Annotated in this window: 16 protein-coding genes; 10 read left to right on the top strand and 6 right to left on the bottom strand. The window is 66.2% G+C overall.

Annotated elements, in window-relative coordinates:
- Window positions 1–59: 59 nt before the first annotated feature.
- Both LGM42_RS23195 and mpl read right to left on the bottom strand, forming a co-directional pair.
- Complete coding sequence (locus tag LGM42_RS23195; RefSeq protein ID WP_059580943.1) at window positions 60–629, bottom strand: YqiA/YcfP family alpha/beta fold hydrolase; 570 nt, start codon at window positions 627–629, stop codon at window positions 60–62.
- Complete coding sequence (mpl, locus tag LGM42_RS23200; RefSeq protein ID WP_059638051.1) at window positions 626–2,011, bottom strand: UDP-N-acetylmuramate:L-alanyl-gamma-D-glutamyl-meso-diaminopimelate ligase; 1,386 nt, start codon at window positions 2,009–2,011, stop codon at window positions 626–628. Before mpl ends, LGM42_RS23195 begins: the two co-directional genes overlap by 4 nt.
- 247 nt (window positions 2,012–2,258) lie before the next feature.
- Here mpl and LGM42_RS23205 point away from each other — a divergent pair, with 247 nt between their 5' ends.
- The 10 genes from LGM42_RS23205 to LGM42_RS23250 all read left to right on the top strand — a co-directional run bounded on the left by LGM42_RS23205 (window position 2,259) and on the right by LGM42_RS23250 (window position 10,554).
- Window positions 2,259–2,903, top strand: coding sequence for a hypothetical protein (locus tag LGM42_RS23205; protein WP_059580939.1), 645 nt, complete (start codon window positions 2,259–2,261; stop codon window positions 2,901–2,903).
- Between the two features lie 7 nt (window positions 2,904–2,910).
- On the top strand, window positions 2,911–3,462 hold the full coding sequence (locus LGM42_RS23210; protein ID WP_059580937.1) for a TlpA family protein disulfide reductase: 552 nt from the start codon (window positions 2,911–2,913) through the stop codon (window positions 3,460–3,462).
- Window positions 3,463–3,656: 194 nt separating this feature from the next.
- Complete coding sequence (gene aroQ / locus LGM42_RS23215) at window positions 3,657–4,109, top strand: type II 3-dehydroquinate dehydratase (protein WP_040143361.1); 453 nt, start codon at window positions 3,657–3,659, stop codon at window positions 4,107–4,109.
- 66 nt (window positions 4,110–4,175) lie between these two features.
- Window positions 4,176–4,649: an acetyl-CoA carboxylase biotin carboxyl carrier protein gene (accB, locus tag LGM42_RS23220; protein ID WP_059580933.1), complete on the top strand. Its 474-nt coding sequence runs from the start codon at window positions 4,176–4,178 to the stop codon at window positions 4,647–4,649.
- Between the two features lie 85 nt (window positions 4,650–4,734).
- Window positions 4,735–6,102 (top strand): acetyl-CoA carboxylase biotin carboxylase subunit, encoded by a 1,368-nt coding sequence (gene accC, locus LGM42_RS23225; protein WP_059580930.1) that lies wholly within the window; start codon window positions 4,735–4,737, stop codon window positions 6,100–6,102.
- 2 nt (window positions 6,103–6,104) lie between these two features.
- On the top strand, window positions 6,105–7,007 hold the full coding sequence (prmA, locus tag LGM42_RS23230; RefSeq protein WP_099316055.1) for a 50S ribosomal protein L11 methyltransferase: 903 nt from the start codon (window positions 6,105–6,107) through the stop codon (window positions 7,005–7,007).
- A 45-nt stretch (window positions 7,008–7,052) separates the two neighbouring features.
- On the top strand, window positions 7,053–8,462 hold the full coding sequence (locus tag LGM42_RS23235) for a DUF3426 domain-containing protein (RefSeq protein ID WP_226233284.1): 1,410 nt from the start codon (window positions 7,053–7,055) through the stop codon (window positions 8,460–8,462).
- Window positions 8,463–8,533: 71 nt separating this feature from the next.
- Complete coding sequence (gene tpx, locus LGM42_RS23240) at window positions 8,534–9,037, top strand: thiol peroxidase (protein ID WP_050013872.1); 504 nt, start codon at window positions 8,534–8,536, stop codon at window positions 9,035–9,037.
- Window positions 9,038–9,122: 85 nt separating this feature from the next.
- Window positions 9,123–10,061 carry a carbohydrate kinase family protein gene (locus tag LGM42_RS23245; protein WP_059580925.1) on the top strand — a complete coding sequence of 313 codons (939 nt, stop codon included), beginning with the start codon at window positions 9,123–9,125 and terminating at the stop codon, window positions 10,059–10,061.
- Window positions 10,062–10,080: 19 nt separating this feature from the next.
- Window positions 10,081–10,554 carry a glycine zipper 2TM domain-containing protein gene (locus tag LGM42_RS23250; RefSeq protein ID WP_059580922.1) on the top strand — a complete coding sequence of 158 codons (474 nt, stop codon included), beginning with the start codon at window positions 10,081–10,083 and terminating at the stop codon, window positions 10,552–10,554.
- Window positions 10,555–10,791: 237 nt separating this feature from the next.
- On the opposite strand, the gene LGM42_RS23255 is transcribed toward LGM42_RS23250, so the two are convergent.
- The 4 genes from LGM42_RS23255 to LGM42_RS23270 all read right to left on the bottom strand — a co-directional run bounded on the left by LGM42_RS23255 (window position 10,792) and on the right by LGM42_RS23270 (window position 16,468).
- Window positions 10,792–11,439 carry a histone H1-like DNA-binding protein gene (locus LGM42_RS23255; protein WP_081059044.1) on the bottom strand — a complete coding sequence of 216 codons (648 nt, stop codon included), beginning with the start codon at window positions 11,437–11,439 and terminating at the stop codon, window positions 10,792–10,794.
- Window positions 11,440–11,467: 28 nt separating this feature from the next.
- Window positions 11,468–11,794 carry a hypothetical protein gene (locus tag LGM42_RS23260; RefSeq protein WP_081059043.1) on the bottom strand — a complete coding sequence of 109 codons (327 nt, stop codon included), beginning with the start codon at window positions 11,792–11,794 and terminating at the stop codon, window positions 11,468–11,470.
- A gap of 82 nt (window positions 11,795–11,876) precedes the next feature.
- A complete protein-coding gene (locus LGM42_RS23265) occupies window positions 11,877–13,088 on the bottom strand; it encodes a ribonucleotide-diphosphate reductase subunit beta (protein ID WP_006476978.1) in 1,212 nt (403 codons plus the stop codon).
- A gap of 365 nt (window positions 13,089–13,453) precedes the next feature.
- Window positions 13,454–16,468: a ribonucleoside-diphosphate reductase subunit alpha gene (locus LGM42_RS23270; protein ID WP_060965546.1), complete on the bottom strand. Its 3,015-nt coding sequence runs from the start codon at window positions 16,466–16,468 to the stop codon at window positions 13,454–13,456.
- Window position 16,469 lies beyond the last annotated feature (1 nt).

Genomic DNA, 16,469 nt, shown 5'->3' on the forward strand with positions numbered 1-16,469 from the left:
CCGGGCGCCGCGTCGGCGGCGCCGCATGATGATGGGGATTCGATCGGCACGCGGCCGGTTCAAGTCGTCTTTCCGTCGCAAAACGCGAGAACGTCGTCGACATAGTCGGCAAATTCGCTGATCCCGTGATCGCTGCCGTCGATCACGCGGGTTTTCGCGCCCGGGTAATGGGCGAGCATCTCGCGATAATCGAGCACTTCGTCGCCGGTCGCCGCGAACAGATAGTAGCGGTCGGCGCGCGTGATCGCCGGCACGCGCAGCGCGTCGAGTTCGTGCAGGTGACGGCGCTCGACGACGATCGTGCCGCCGCCGTGCCACAGCGGCTGCTCGCCCAGATGCTGTTCGAGATCGCGCTGCGGCACGATCGCCGGATTCAGCAGCACGGCTTTCCAGCCATGCTTTTCGGCGAGCCACGTCGCGTAATACCCGCCGAGCGAGCTGCCGATCACGGTCACGTCGCGCGCGCCCGCGACCTCGGCTTCCGCGATCGCGATCGCGTCGAGCGGCGACACCGACAGCGACGGGCACCGCCACTCGCCGGTGCGGCCGAGTTCGGCCATCCGTGCGGCGAGCAGCCGTGACTTCTGCGATTCCGGCGACGACCGGAAGCCGTGCAGATACAGGATCACGTGCGGCTCCCGAGCGCGTCGAGCAGCTTCTGGTGCACGCCGCCGAAACCGCCGTTGCTCATCACGAGCACGTGGTCGCCCGGGCGCGCGGCCTCGACCACCGCCTTCACCAGCACGTGCAGGTCGTCGAATGCGCGCGCACGCTCGCCGAGCGGCGCGAGCGCTTCGGCAAGATTCCAGCCGAGCGCATCGCGCCCGGTCGGCGCGCCGTAGCCGAACACGAGATCGGCGTCGGCGAGGCTCGACGGCAATTGCGACTTCATCACGCCGAGCTTCATCGTGTTCGAGCGCGGCTCCAGCACCGCGAGGATGCGGGCATTCTTGCGGCCGATGCGCGCGCGAAGGCCGGCGATCGTGGTGTCGATCGCGGTCGGATGGTGGGCGAAATCGTCATAGACGGTCACGCCGTCCACGCTGCCGCGCACTTCCATGCGGCGCTTCACGTTGCGGAACGAGGCGAGCGAAACGGCCGCCTGCGCGGGCGGCACGCCGACGTGGCGCGCGGCGGCGATCGCCGCGAGCGCGTTCATCCGGTTGTGGTCGCCCTGCACCTGCCACGCGACTTCGCCGACACGCTCGGCTTGGCGATACACCGCGAAGCGTTCGTCCACCGGCACGCCGTCCTCGGCCGGCAGCGCCTGCCAGCCGCCGTCGACGCCGAAGCGTTCGACCTCGCTCCAGCAGCCACGCGCCAGCACGCGCTCGAGCGCGTCGGAGCGGCCGTTCGTGACGATCCGCCCGACGCCGGGCACGGTGCGCACCAGATGATGGAATTGCGTCTCGATCGCGGCGAGATCGGGGAAGATGTCGGCGTGATCGAATTCCAGGTTGTTCAGCACCGCAGTGCGCGGCCGGTAGTGCACGAACTTCGAGCGCTTGTCGAAGAACGCCGTGTCGTACTCGTCGGCCTCGATCACGAAGAAGCTCGAATCGGTAAGCCGCGCGGACACGCCGAAGTTCAGCGGCACGCCGCCGATCAGGAAGCCCGGGTTGAGCCCCGCGTCTTCCAGCAGCCACGCGAGCATCGACGACGTGGTCGTCTTGCCGTGCGTGCCCGCCACGGCGAGCACCCACTTGCCGGCCAGCACGTGCTCGCCGAGCCACTGCGGGCCGGACACGTAAGGCAGGCCGCGATCGAGGATCGCCTCCATCAGCGGATTGCCGCGCGTGACGACGTTGCCGATCACGAACAGGTCCGGCTTCAGGTCGATCTGCTCGGCGCCGTAGCCCTCGATCAGCGTGATGCCCTGCGCCTCGAGCTGCGTGCTCATCGGCGGATAGACGCCCGCGTCGCAACCCGTCACCGTGTGGCCCGCCGCGCGTGCGAGTACGGCGAGACCGCCCATGAAGGTGCCGCAGATGCCAAGAATGTGGATGTGCATAGATGAATGCTTTCGCGCCGCCGGGCGCCGTCGATTCGGAAAGGATGCGTGTGCGGCGCGCCGGCGAGGCCGTGCGGCCGGCGCCCGGCCAACGACCTGGCCGCGACACAAAAGAGCACTATTGTAACTGACGGCCTGCGATGCCCGGCGGCCCGAACGATGCGGGCGAACGGCGCCGTCACCCTCGGGCGGCGGGCCGCCGCACCCGTGCTCGGGCGCCGCGACGATCGAGTATGATTGCCGGATCATGTCTCGCAAACCTCTTGTCGACCCGCGGCGCGTCCGCGAGGAAATCGCCCAGTCCGCCGCCCGCCTGATCGCGGAGGACGGGCTGGACTACGCCGGCGCGAAACGCAAGGCCGCGCGCCAGTTGCTGGGCGATTCGCGCGTTGCGGGCGAATGGCTGCCGGATAACGACCAGATCGAGGAAGAACTGCGCGAGTACCTCGCGCTGTTCCAGAGCGACACGCAGCCGGACGAACTGCGCCGCCTGCGCGAGATCGCGCTCGACTGGATGCGCCGGCTCGCCGAGTTCCATCCTTATGTGACGGGCGCCGTGCTGAACGGCACCGCGAACGCGCATTCGGATATCCATTTGCAGGCATTCACCGACAACCCGAAGGACGTCGCGATCTACCTGCTGAACCAGAACGTCCAGTACGACGTGTCAGAGACGCGGCATTTCGCGGGCCGCGGCGACGTCGAAACGCTCAGTTTCCTGTGGCGCCCGCGGCGCGACGTGGACGCGATCGGCATCCATCTCGCGCTGTATGCGAGCGACGACCTGCGCGGCGCGGTGAAGGCCGACGCGCGCGGCCGCGTCGCCCGCGCGGACGCCGCCGCGCTGCGCGCACTCGTCGCGGCAGGCGAGGCCCCTTCCGAACCGGAATGATTCAACGATGATGATGAAACGCATGTTGGCGCTCGCGGTGGTCGCGGCCGCCGCCGTTGCCGGCGGGATCGCCGCCGGCCACTGGTTCCGCGGCACGACGGACGACGGCGTCGCCGTCGCCGCGCCGGCCGCCCACGGCAATCCGGTCGACCAGCTGTGGGCGTCGTCGCTCACCGGCGTCGACGGCAAGCCGGCCACGCTGGCCGCCTTCAAGGGCCAGAAAGTCGTCGTCAATTTCTGGGCGTCGTGGTGCGGCCCGTGCGTCGAGGAGATGCCCGAGCTCGTCGCGCTGTCGCATCAGTACAAGCAGAAAGGCATCCGCTTCGTCGGGATCGGCGTGGATTCCGAGCAGAACGTGAAGAATTTCCTGCAGAAGGTGAAGGTCGATTACCCGGTCTTCGTCAGCGGCTATGCGGGCGCCGATCTGGCCCGCAATTTCGGAAATACCGCCGGCGCGCTGCCGTTTACCGTCGTCATCGACGAAACCGGCAAGATCCGCGAGACAAAATTAGGACAAATCCAGCCGGCCGAGCTGAAAAAGACGCTCGACGCGCTGTAATCTGCGCAAGCGACGGCCTGCGCGTTCGCGGTGATTTGCCGGGCATTCGCCGCAATTTCGCGTGAATTCGCCGATACTTTGCATCCGCACCGGTAATTCTTGCGGGCCCGACGCGTCTGGCCGTTCGGCAAAACTAGACAAATTTCTCTAAATAGCGCTAAAGTTCGCGCAATTCCGCAGAAATAGAAGCGACCATGACACGATTGCTGGTGTTGCACGGCCCCAACCTGAACCTTCTCGGCACCCGGGAACCGGAGGTGTACGGCCGCGTCACGCTCGCGCAGATCGATCAGGCGCTTGCCGCGCGCGCCCAGGAGGCCGGCGCCGAACTGTCGTCGTTCCAGAGCAACCATGAAGGTGCGCTGGTCGACCGCATCCAGGCCGCGCGGGAGGAACAGACCGACTTCATCCTGATCAATCCGGCCGCGTATACGCATACGAGCGTTGCGATCCGGGACGCGATCGCCGGCGTTGGCATTCCGTTCGTCGAGGTTCACCTGTCGAACGTGCATCGCCGCGAAGCGTTCAGGCACCACTCCTACTTTTCCGACCAGGCCGAAGGCGTGATCTGCGGGCTCGGCTGGAAAGGTTATCTGTACGCGCTCGAGTACGCGCTGGACAAGCTGCAAGGCGCGTCGCGCGGCTGATTTCGCGATCTAGATTCAGCGCCGGCCGCTCACCGGCGCTTTCACGTATTGAAAGGGGAATTCCCGATGGATCTTCGTAAGCTGAAAACTCTGATCGACCTCGTTTCCGAATCCGGCATCTCCGAGCTGGAAGTGACGGAAGGCGAAGGCAAGGTGCGTATCGTCAAGAACGCGCCGCCGGTCTACGTGCAGCCGACGGCTGGGTATGCCCCGCAAGTCAGCGCGCCTGCTCCGTCCGCCGCGCTGCCGACCGAAGGCGCTGCGGCGCCGGCCGCCGGCGCCGCAGCCGCACCGGCCGCTCCGCAGGGCCACGTCGTGACGTCGCCGATGGTCGGCACGTTCTATCGCGCGCCGTCGCCGGGCGCCGACCCGTTCGTGCAGGCCGGCGACACGGTCAAGGAAGGCCAGACGATCTGCATCATCGAAGCGATGAAGCTGCTCAACGAGATCGAGTCGGACAAGGCCGGCGTGATCAAGGAAATCCTCGTCGAGAACGGCCAGGCCGTCGAATACGGCCAGCCGCTTTTCGTGATCGGCTAAGCCCGCCGCGCGGCCCTGCCGGCCGCGCGCCGCCGATGCTCGCCAGGCGCCGTTCGCGCGCCCCTCGAAGAGACGAATACTCGCTATGTTTGAAAAAATCCTCATTGCCAACCGCGGTGAAATCGCGCTGCGCATCCAGCGTGCGTGCCGCGAACTCGGCGTCAAGACGGTGGTCGTCTACTCGGAAGCCGACAAGGAAGCCAAGTACGTGCGCCTCGCGGACGAAGCCGTCTGCATCGGCCCGGCCCCGTCGAACCTGAGCTACCTGAACATGCCGGCGCTGATCAGCGCCGCGGAAGTCACCGATGCCGAGGCGATCCACCCCGGCTACGGCTTCCTGTCGGAGAACGCCGATTTCGCGGAGCGCGTCGAGCAGTCGGGCTTCACGTTCATCGGCCCGCGTCCGGAAACGATCCGCATGATGGGTGACAAGGTCACCGCGAAGCAGACGATGATCAAGACCGGCGTGCCGTGCGTGCCGGGCTCGGAAGGCGCGTTGCCGGACGATCCGAAGGAGATCGTCAAGATTGCGCGCACGATCGGCTATCCGGTCATCATCAAGGCGGCTGGCGGCGGCGGCGGGCGCGGGATGCGCGTCGTGCACACCGAAGCCGCGCTCGTCAACGCGGTCAACATGACCCGCGAGGAAGCCGGCCGTGCGTTCGGCAACCCGCAGGTGTACATGGAGAAGTTCCTCGAGAACCCGCGCCACATCGAGATCCAGGTGCTGTCGGACGCGCACAAGAACGCGATCTGGCTCGGCGAGCGCGACTGCTCGATGCAGCGCCGCCACCAGAAGGTGATCGAGGAAGCGCCGGCGCCCGGCATTCCGCGCCGCCTGATCGACCGCATCGGCGACCGCTGCGCGGACGCGTGCAAGAAGATGGGCTACCTCGGTGCGGGCACGTTCGAATTCCTGTACGAAAACGGCGAGTTCTACTTCATCGAGATGAACACGCGCGTGCAGGTCGAGCATCCGGTATCGGAGCTGATCACGGGCGTCGACATCGTGCAGGAACAGATCCGCATCGCGGCCGGCGAGAAGCTCGCGCTGCGCCAGCGCGACATCCAGTTCCGCGGGCATGCGATCGAATGCCGGATCAACGCCGAAGATCCGTTCAAGTTCACGCCGTCGCCGGGCCGGATCACGTCGTGGCATACGCCGGGCGGCCCCGGCGTGCGCGTCGATTCGCACGCGTACAATGGTTATTTCGTCCCGCCGAACTACGATTCGATGATCGGCAAGCTGATCACCTACGGCGCGACGCGCGAACAGGCGATCCGCCGGATGCGCATCGCGCTGTCGGAAATGGTCGTCGAAGGCATCCAGACCAACATCCCGCTGCATCGCGAGCTGATGATCGACTCGAAGTTCGTCGAAGGCGGCACCAGCATCCACTACCTCGAAAACCGGCTCGCGCAGAAGCAGCAGGTCGCACCGGAAGAAGCGTAAGCATGAGTTATCGCGAACTCGTCGTCGAACTGGCCCGCGAGCATGCGGAGGCCCTGTCCGACGCGCTGCTCGAGCTCGGCGCGCTGTCGGTGTCCGTCGAGGACGCCGACGCCGACACGCCCGACGAACAGCCGCTCTTCGGCGAGCCGGGCCTCGTGCCCGATCGCACCGCGTGGCAGCGCTCGCGCGTGGTCGCGCTGCTGTCGGCCGACCACGAGCCGGCCGTGCTGCTCGCGGCGGCCGCGAACGAGATCGGCATCGCCGAAACGCCGAAGTTCGTCGTGCGCGAAGTCGAGGAGCAGGACTGGGTGCGGCTCACGCAGTCGCAGTTCGAGCCGATCCCGATCGGCGAGCGGATCTGGGTCGTGCCGTCGTGGCACGATGCGCCCGATCCCGATGCGCTCGTCCTCGAACTCGATCCGGGCCTCGCGTTCGGCACCGGCAGCCACCCCACTACCCGGCTGTGCATGGAATGGCTCGAGCAGTCGGTGAAGCCGGGCCAGTCGGTGCTCGACTACGGCTGCGGTTCGGGCATCCTCGCGATCCTCGCGAAGAAATGCGGGGCGAACCCCGTGATCGGCATCGACATCGATCCGCAGGCGGTCGAATCGGCACGCCAGAACAGCGAACGCAACCGCGCGGAAGTCACGTACGGGCTGCCCGACGCCTGCCCGGACGGCGAATTCGACATCGTCGTCGCGAACATCCTGTCGAACCCGCTGAAGCTGATGGCCTCGATGCTCGCGTCGAAGGTCAAGCCCGGCGGGCGCATCGCGCTGTCCGGCGTGCTCGCGCGCCAGGCCGACGAAGTGGCGGCCGTCTATGCGCGCTACGTCGACATCTCGGTCTGGCGCGAGCACGAAGGTTGGGTATGCCTCGCCGGAACCCGCCGCGAAAGCCATTAGAATAGCGCTGTCCTTCACTCTGGCCAGCAGGCCGCCCGGCTCGACATGCTTCTTGCGACGCGCTGCCCTCATTGCGAAACCGTCTTCCGGCTGCAGCAGGAACAGCTCTCGCTGCACCAGGGGCTCGTGCGCTGCGGGCATTGCCACGAAGTCTTCAACGCCGCCGAATCGCTCGTTCCCGAGTACGCGCGGCAGCCCGAGCCGGCCTTGACCGAACCGGCTGCCGCGCCGCAGGGCGGCGACGCACGCCAGCAGGCCGCCCCGGCTCGGCTGTTCGCCACCGACGCGCCGCCCGAATTGCCGACCGGCACCGATTACAAGCCGGAAGGCTGGGACATGTGGGCGCCGTGGCTAGACGGCGGCGTCGATCCGTCGCTGCAGCACAGCGCCGAGACCGTGCGCACCGAACCGCTGATACCGCTCGCGCTTCCGTCCACGGAAGCCGGCGTCGTCCATCTGTCGGGTACGCCCGAGCCGTTCGCGTCGTCTCCGGCCGAGCTCGATGCCTCGGCAGCCGTCGAGCAACCGGCCGAACCGCATTCGCCGCAACCGCACGAACCGCACGAAACCGGGGAAGCCGCGTCGTCGCCCGCGCCCGTCGAGCGCGACCCGCGCGAGCCGCGCTTCGTCGCTCACCTGCCGCCCGAAACGGAAACCGCCGCCGAACCGGTCGAACCCGTCGTGCCCGCGCACTTCGCGGCGCCCGACGACGAACGCGCGCCGCGCGAACCGCGCTTTGCGTTCAGGCCCGCGCCCGCCGTTACCGAAACCGAAACCGCATCGGAACCCGATACCTTCGCCCGGCACGACAAGGCCCCGACGACAGCAGCGGCCGACGAACCGATCATCCAGCCAGACGTCCAGCCGGCCGACCAACCGGCCGTCCAACTGGCCGTCCCGTTCCCCGCCGCACCGACCGATGACGATCGTCCCCACTTCGCCGTCACGCGCGAGACGCGCGCGCCGCAGCGGCGCGGGATGCTCGGCGGCTTTTTCGGCGGCCTCGTCGCGGCCGCGCTGGTCGCCCTGCTCGCCGCGCAACTGGCGTGGTGGCAGCGCGAAACGCTGATGATCTACTGGCCCGCCACGCAGGGCTGGTTCCGGCAGGCGTGCGCGCCGCTCGGCTGCACGGTCACGCCGCCGCGCGCGATCGACGGATTGCGGCTCGACGCGACCGACCTGCGCCAGCTCGACGGCCCGCGCGAGCTCGAACTGAAGGTGCCGCTGACGAACCGCTACCGCGTCGCGCTCGCGTACCCGTCGCTCGAACTCACGCTGCTCGACGACACCAACCACGTCACCGTGCGTCGCGTGCTCGCGCCGCGCGACTACGTGCGCCCGGGCACGCCGATCGACGCCGGGCTGCCGCCCGGCACGACGCAGACGATGGTCGTCCGCCTCGAAACGAACGGCACGCCGGCCTCGAATTTCCGCGTCCAGATCTTCTATCCGTGACGCGCCGCGGCGCGCTTGCGCGCCCGTCTCAACCCGCGCGCCCGAGCGGCGCGCTATTTCGGAGCACGAACATGAGCAAAGTTACGCTGGGTGGCAACCCGATCGATCTCGCCGGCACGTTCCCGGCCGTCGGCGCGCAAGCCGCCGATTTCAAGCTGGTCGGCAAGGATCTCGCCGATCTGACGCTCGCCAGCTTCGCCGGCAAGCGCAAGGTGCTGAACATCGTGCCGAGCCTCGACACGCCGACCTGCGCGACGTCCACCCGCAAGTTCAACGAAGCCGCGTCGTCGCTCGACAACACGGTCGTGATCGTCGTGTCCGCCGACCTGCCGTTCGCCGCCACGCGCTTCTGCACGACCGAAGGCCTCGCGAACGTCGTGACGGCATCGACGTTCCGCACCGGCCGCGCATTCGCGAACGCGTACGGCGTCGACGTGACGAGCGGCCCGCTGAACGGCCTGACCGCGCGTGCGGTGGTGGTGCTCGACGCGCAGGACAAGGTGATCCACGCGGAACTCGTCGGCGAAATCAAGGACGAGCCGAACTACGATGCAGCGCTCGCCGCACTGAAGTAAGCTTTCTTCCGCTTTCCCCTGCCGCGCCGCGCCCTTCGCGCGGCGTTGTCGCGCAGGGCCCCTCATTTCTACAGGAACGCACACCTTGGCTACGCTGATTTGCGGCTCGATCGCCTACGACTCCATCATGACCTTCGAAGGGCGGTTCCGCGAGCACATCCTGCCCGACCAGGTGCACCTCATCAACCTGAGCTTCCTCGTGCCGACGATGCGCCGCGAATTCGGCGGCTGTGCGGGCAACATCGCGTACGCGCTGCACCTGCTCGGCGGCGATGCGCGCATCATGGCCACGATGGGCGCGTTCGACGCGCAGCCGTATCTCGACCGGTTCGACCAGCTCGGCCTGCGCCGCGACCATGTGCGCGTGCTGCCCGATACGTACACCGCGCAGGCGATGATCACGACCGATCTCGACAACAACCAGATCACCGCATTCCACCCGGGCGCGATGATGCAGTCGCACCTGAACCATGCGGGCGACGCGCCGGACATCAAGCTCGCGATCGTCGGCCCGGACGGTTTCGACGGAATGGTGCAGCACGTGGAAGAACTCGCCCGCGCCGGTGTGCCGTTCGTGTTCGATCCGGGCCAGGGCCTGCCGCTGTTCGACGGTGCGACGCTGCGCCGCAGCATTGAACTTGCGACCTATGTAGCGGTCAACGACTACGAGGCCAAGCTGGTGAGCGACAAGACGGGATGGTCCGAAGACGAAATCGCCAGCCGGGTCGACGCGCTCGTCATTACGCGCGGCGAGCACGGCGCGACCATCCGCCACAAGCAGGGCACGGAGCAGATTCCGGTCGTGCCGGCCGAGCGCATCGCCGATCCGACCGGCTGCGGCGACGCCTTCCGGGGCGGCTTGCTGTACGGCATCGAGCACGGTCTCGACTGGGCAACCACGGGCCGCCTCGCGAGCCTGTTGGGCTCGCTCAAGATCGCTCATCAAGGGCCCCAGACTTACGTACTGACGCGCGAGGAAATCGACGCACGCTTCGAGACTGCATTCGGTTACAGTCTCAAATGAATATTGTGGGAGAGCAAAGATGTTGACCAGAAAAACCCTCACGCTCGCGGCCATGCTGACGGCCACGCTGACCCTCGCCGGCTGCTTCACGGCACCCGGTTCGGCGGATGTCTATAGCGTCGGCCAGGCGCAGCGCGAACAAACGGTCCGCATGGGCACGGTCGAAAGCGTCCGCGCGGTGCGCATCCAGTCCGACGGCGGCGGCAGCGCGATCGGCACGCTCGGCGGCGGCGCACTCGGTGCGGTCGCGGGCAGCGCGATCGGCGGCGGCAAAGGTTCGATCCTGACGGCGATCGCCGGCGGCCTCGTCGGTGCGGTCGCGGGCAACGCGGTCGGCGAAAACCTCAGCACGGCGAACGGTGTCGAAATCACCGTGCGTCTCGACAACGGCGACCTGCGCTCGATCACGCAGGCAGCGAGCGGCGAAGCGTTCCGCGCCGGCGAGCGCGTACGCCTGCTGTCGAGCGGCGGCGTCACGCGCGTCACGCACTAACCGATATCCTCAGCACGCGGCGCAAGCCGCGGTCGAACGCATGTGCGAAGCCGCGCATGCGTTTTTTTTCGTCCGGCCGTTTTCGTCCGCGCTCGCGTCGGCCCGCCGATCGATGACCCATACGGACGAATACGGACGAAAAAAATCCCGCCACCTGAGCCAGATGGCGGGACTGATTGAGTAGCGCTACTCAACCCACGGACACATGAGTGTCCGGGTGATGCTGCTCAGCCGCGATTACGGACGGCTGCCGGTCGGGAACGGCCATGCGGCTGCCGGGTTGAGCGCGGTCTTCACGCCCGATGCCGGCGCAACCGATGCGGTCGACGCGGTCGTTGCCGGCGCGGCCTTCTTCACGACGGCCTTCTTCGGCGCAGCAGCCTTCTTCGCCGGTGCGGCAGCCGTCTTCGCAGGGGCAGCCTTCTTGGCGGGCGCAGCCTTCTTCGCGGCAGCCTTCTTCGCAGGCGCGGCCTTCTTCGCAGCAGCCTTCTTCGCGGGCGCGGCCTTCTTCGCAGCAGCCTTCTTCGCCGGTGCGGCCTTCTTCGCGGCAACCTTCTTCACCGCGACTTTCTTGGCTGCAACCTTCTTCGCGGCGGCCTTCTTGGCCGGTGCTGCCTTCTTTGCAGCAACCTTCTTCACCGCGACCTTCTTCGCTGCGACTTTCTTGGCTGCAACCTTCTTCGTTGCGACCTTCTTGGCTGCAACCTTCTTTGCAGCGGCCTTCTTCGCCGGTGCTGCCTTCTTCGCGGCAACCTTCTTCACCGCGACCTTCTTCGCGGCAACCTTCTTCACCGCGGCCTTCTTCGCCGGAGCAGCAGCCTTCTTCGCAACGGTCTTCTTTGCAGCAACCTTCTTAGCAGCCGGTTTCTTCTTGGCAGTAGCCATGTTGTTCTCCTTCAGGTTCAGATGAGAGTCAGTTCAAACTACACCCTTCGTCAAAACCCGCTTCCCGCGGACGCTGTTCAGGACGTGCGCTTCGAAGCGGGCTATTCATCGGCGTACGCAGATACCGCGCGCTTACGCTAATGAATACGGTATGGCGCGCGTGACCACCCGGCCTCGCGCGCCAAATCAAGTCGGTAGCCGGCGCACCTCGCGCCGCTACCCCTAATCGCTTGATCAAGCGGACCGCCACACGGCCGTCCGCTTTTTCCGGAGGGAAGTTTGCCCATCCCACTGAAGGGTTCGCAAAGTGCCTGTCGTATCGTTGGGCCGCTAAGGCACCGGGCATGCTTTGCATCAGGCGTTCTTGCTCCTAAACCTTGGGCCGGGGCCGAGAGGCCACCGGCTGCTCCATCATGTAACGGGTTCGCTGCTGCGGGTTATTCCCAGGACAGCGCGCCCCCCGTCTGATACTCGATCACACGCGTCTCGAAGAAGTTGCGTTCCTTCTTCAGGTCGATCATCTCGCTCATCCACGGGAACGGGTTTTCCTCGTTCGGGAACAGCGGGTCGAGGCCGATCTGCTGGCAACGGCGGTTGCTGATGAAGCGCAGATAGCTCTTGAACATCGACGCGTTCAAACCCAGCACGCCGCGCGGCATCGTGTCCTCGGCGTAGCGGTATTCGAGTTCGACAGCCTGCTTGAACAGCTCGCGGATCTCGGCGCGGAATTCGGCGGTCCAGAGATGCGGGTTCTCGAGCTTGATCTGGTTGATCAGGTCGATGCCGAAGTTGCAGTGCATCGACTCGTCGCGCAGGATGTACTGATATTGCTCCGCAGCACCCGTCATCTTGTTCTGGCGGCCGAGTGCGAGGATCTGCGTAAACCCGACATAGAAGAACAGGCCTTCCATGATGCAGGCGAACACGATCAACGACTTCAGCAGCTTCTGATCCGCTTCGAGCGTGCCGGTCTTGAAGGCCGGGTCCGTCAGCGTATGAATGAACGGGATCAGGAATTCGTCCTTCGCGCGGATCGACGTGACCTCGTGGTACGCGTTGAAGATCTCGCCTTCGTCGAGGCCGAGCGATTCGACGATGTATTGGTACGCGTGCGTGTGGATCGCTTCCTCGAACGCCTGGCGCAGCAGGAACTGCCGGCACTCGGGCGCCGTGATGTGGCGGTACGTGCCGAGCACGATGTTGTTCGCCGCGAGCGAATCGGCCGTCACGAAGAAGCCGAGGTTGCGCTTCACGATGCGGCGCTCGTCCTCGGTCAGACCGTTCGGGTCCTTCCACAGTGCGATGTCGCGGGACATGTTGATTTCCTGCGGCATCCAGTGGTTCGCGCAACCGGCCAGATACTTTTCCCACGCCCACTTGTACTTGAACGGCACCAGCTGATTGACGTCAGTCTGGCCGTTGATGATGCGCTTGTCGGCGACATTGACCCGCGCTTCCGTACCGCCGGCGGGAACAGCCGATGCTTGCGGCGGCACCGCAAGATCGCCTTCGAAAATGTCACGGACCTGATGGGCGGCAGGCGTTGCAGCCTGCATTCCGACAGCCATCCCGGCGGAGGTGCGCATCGCGTTTTGCTGCGCTCCGCTCGCGGGGGTTACGGCAGTCTTCTCGTCATCCCAGTTGAGCATAAATTCTCACCATCAATTTAGAACGGTTTGTACCATCTTTTCCTGAGCGATAAAAGGGTTCGCTCACGAAAAATCCTTTTTTCGATTCGCGTTGCGACCTCGATACAACACTTTGAGCAACGCATCGTCGTTCATGCAGCGCGCGATGTGAGTCGCGCTTGTATCGCGAGGTGCGCTCGACGCGTCGAACGCTGATCGAAACGCGACGTCGTCGGGGCTGTTTCGATCGCTTGTCACTGCCTGCAACGCAGGTGTCGCGTTACAGATTCCTTATCATTTTTTTAGTTGAGAGCGGCGCACACTTCAACCTCGATCGGTCGTCGTGCGCGCCGCCCAGGCCTGCTTCTCAGGTCAGGCGCACTGCGTTACTGGCACGCTTCGCACTCGTCGAAGCCGGGGTCGCCCGGACGCATCGTGCACACCGGACCGTCTGCTTCGACCGGCGCGAGCGCCGGCGCCGCGTTGACCGCACCCGACGATGCAGCGCCGCCTGCCGCACCGAAGCCGCCCGCCGCGCCTTGCGCGCCGCCGCTGCCCGAACCGCCTGCACCGCCGCTGCCCGCACCGCCCGTCGGCACCGCGTTCAGCGCGCCGTGCGCGACCGTCGACTTCTCGACGTGCGTCGCCGCCATCGTGCGGAGGTAGTAGGTCGTCTTCAGGCCGCGCAGCCATGCGAGCTTGTACACCTCGTCGAGCTTCTTGCCCGACGCGCCGCCCATGTAGATGTTCAGCGACTGCGCCTGGTCGATCCACTTCTGGCGACGCGATGCCGCTTCGACCAGCCACGTCGGGTCGACCTCGAACGCGGTCGCGTAGATCGCGCGCAGGTCGGCCGGGATGCGGTCGATGCGCGACAGCATGCCGTCGAAGTACTTCAGGTCGGCGACCATCACTTCGTCCCACAGGCCGCGCTCCTTCAGGTCGCGGACGAGATATTCGTTCACCACCGTGAATTCGCCCGACAGGTTCGACTTCACGTACAGGTTCTGGAAGGTCGGCTCGATACAGGCCGACACGCCGATGATGTTCGAGATCGTCGCCGTCGGCGCGATCGCGACGCAGTTCGAGTTGCGCATGCCGTGCGTGGCGATCCGCGCACGCAGCGTCGTCCAGTCGAGCGATTCCGACGTGTCGACCTCGACGTAGCCGCCGCGCGCTTCCGTCAGCAGCTTCAGCGTGTCCTGCGGGAGGATGCCGCGATCCCACAGCGAGCCGCGGTAGCTCGAGTAGCGGCCGCGCTCCTCGGCCAGCTCGGTCGACGCGTAGTACGCGTAGTAGCAGACGGCTTCCATCGAACGGTCGGCGAACTCGACCGCCGCTTGCGACGCGTACGGCGTGCGCAGCAGGTGCAGGCAGTCCTGGAAGCCCATGATGCCCATGCCGACCGGGCGGTGCTTCAGGTTCGAGTTACGCGCCTTCGGCACCGCGTAGTAGTTGATGTCGATCACGTTGTCGAGCATGCGCATCGCGACGCTGATCGTGCGCTTGAGCTTGTCGTGGTCGAGCGCGTAGCTGCCGTCGGCCTGCTTCACCAGGTGGGCGACGAGGTTCACCGAGCCGAGGTTGCACACCGCGATTTCGGTGTCGCTCGTGTTCAGCGTGATTTCCGTGCACAGGTTCGACGAGTGGACGACGCCGACGTGCTGCTGCGGCGAGCGCACGTTGCACGGATCCTTGAACGTGATCCACGGGTGGCCCGTCTCGAACAGCATGCCGAGCATCTTGCGCCAGAGCTGCTGCGCCGGGATCTTCTTGAACAGCTTGATCTCGCCGCGCGCGACCTTGTCTTCGTAAGCCGTGTAAGCCGCCTCGAATTCCGCGCCGAACTTGTCGTGCAGGTCCGGGCAGGTCGACGGCGAGAACAGCGTCCAGTCGGCGCCTTCCATCACGCGCTTCATGAACAGGTCGGGAATCCAGTTCGCCGTGTTCATGTCGTGCGTGCGGCGACGGTCGTCACCGGTGTTCTTGCGCAGCTCCAGGAACTCCTCGATGTCGAGGTGCCACGATTCGAGGTACGCGCAGACCGCGCCCTTGCGCTTGCCGCCCTGGTTCACCGCGACGGCCGTGTCGTTCACGACCTTCAGGAACGGGACCACGCCTTGCGACTTGCCGTTCGTGCCCTTGATATGCGAGCCGAGTGCGCGCACGCGCGTCCAGTCGTTGCCGAGGCCGCCGGCGAACTTCGACAGCAGCGCGTTTTCCTTCAGCGCCTCATAGATGCCGTCGAGATCGTCCGCGACCGTCGTCAGGTAGCACGACGACAGCTGCGAGCGGTGCGTGCCCGAGTTGAACAGCGTCGGCGTCGAGCTCATGAAGTCGAAGCTCGACAGCACGTTGTAGAACTCGATCGCGCGCGTTTCGCGGTCGATCTCGTTCAGCGACAGGCCCATCGCGACGCGCATGAAGAATGCCTGCGGCATTTCGATGCGGGTGCCTTCGACGTGCAGGAAGTAGCGGTCGTACAGCGTCTGCAGGCCGAGGTAGCCGAACTGCAGGTCGCGGTTCGCGTCGAGCGCTTCGCCGAGGCGCTTCAGGTCGAACTGCAGCAGCTTGTCGTCGAGCAGGCCGGCGTCCACGCCGCGCTTCAGGAACTGCGGGAAGTACTCGGCGTAGCGGGTCGACATCTCGGCCTGCACGACTTCCTCGCCGAGGATCTCGCGACGGATCGTGTGCAGCAGGATGCGGGCCGTGACCTGGCTGTATGCCGGATCCTTTTCGATCATCGTGCGCGCCGCGAGGATCGCCGAGTCGTAGACCTGGCTCATCGGCACGCCGTCGTACAGGTTCTTCACCGTCTCCGCGACGATCGGGTCAGGGTTAACCGCAGCGCCGAGGCCGTCGCACGCCGACACGATCAGCGCGCGCAGCGCGTTCAGGTCGAGCGGGCGCGTGACGCCGTTGTCGACGACGTTGATGCCGGTGGTCGACTCGCCGCCCGCTGCCGCCGCTTCCTCGCCCGCATGCTGGCGCTCGAGGTGACGCTTCTCGCGGTACAGCACGTACGCACGCGCGACGTTGTGCTCGCCGCCGCGCATCAGCGCGAGTTCGACCTGATCCTGGATGTCTTCGATATGGAACGTACCGCCGTTCGGGCGGCTGCGCACGAGCGCGCGGACGACGTTGTGCGTCAGTTGCTCGACCTGCTCGCGTACGCGCGCCGATGCCGCGCCCTGCCCGCCATTGACGGCCAGGAAAGCCTTGGTCACCGCGATCGCGATCTTCGAGGGTTCGAACGACACCACGCTGCCGTTGCGGCGGATCACCTTGTAGTCGGCGAACGTGGCCTGCGGCGCGAGCGCCTTCGCGCCCTGTTCGGTCCCGCCGAGCGGACGGCTCGAGGCGCTCTCGTACTGGGACGTCGCGTTGTCGGTGGTTTGCATG

This window comes from Burkholderia sp. AU39826, assembly GCF_020419965.1.
In the GTDB taxonomy this organism is placed as follows: Bacteria; Pseudomonadota; Gammaproteobacteria; order Burkholderiales; family Burkholderiaceae; genus Burkholderia; species Burkholderia semiarida.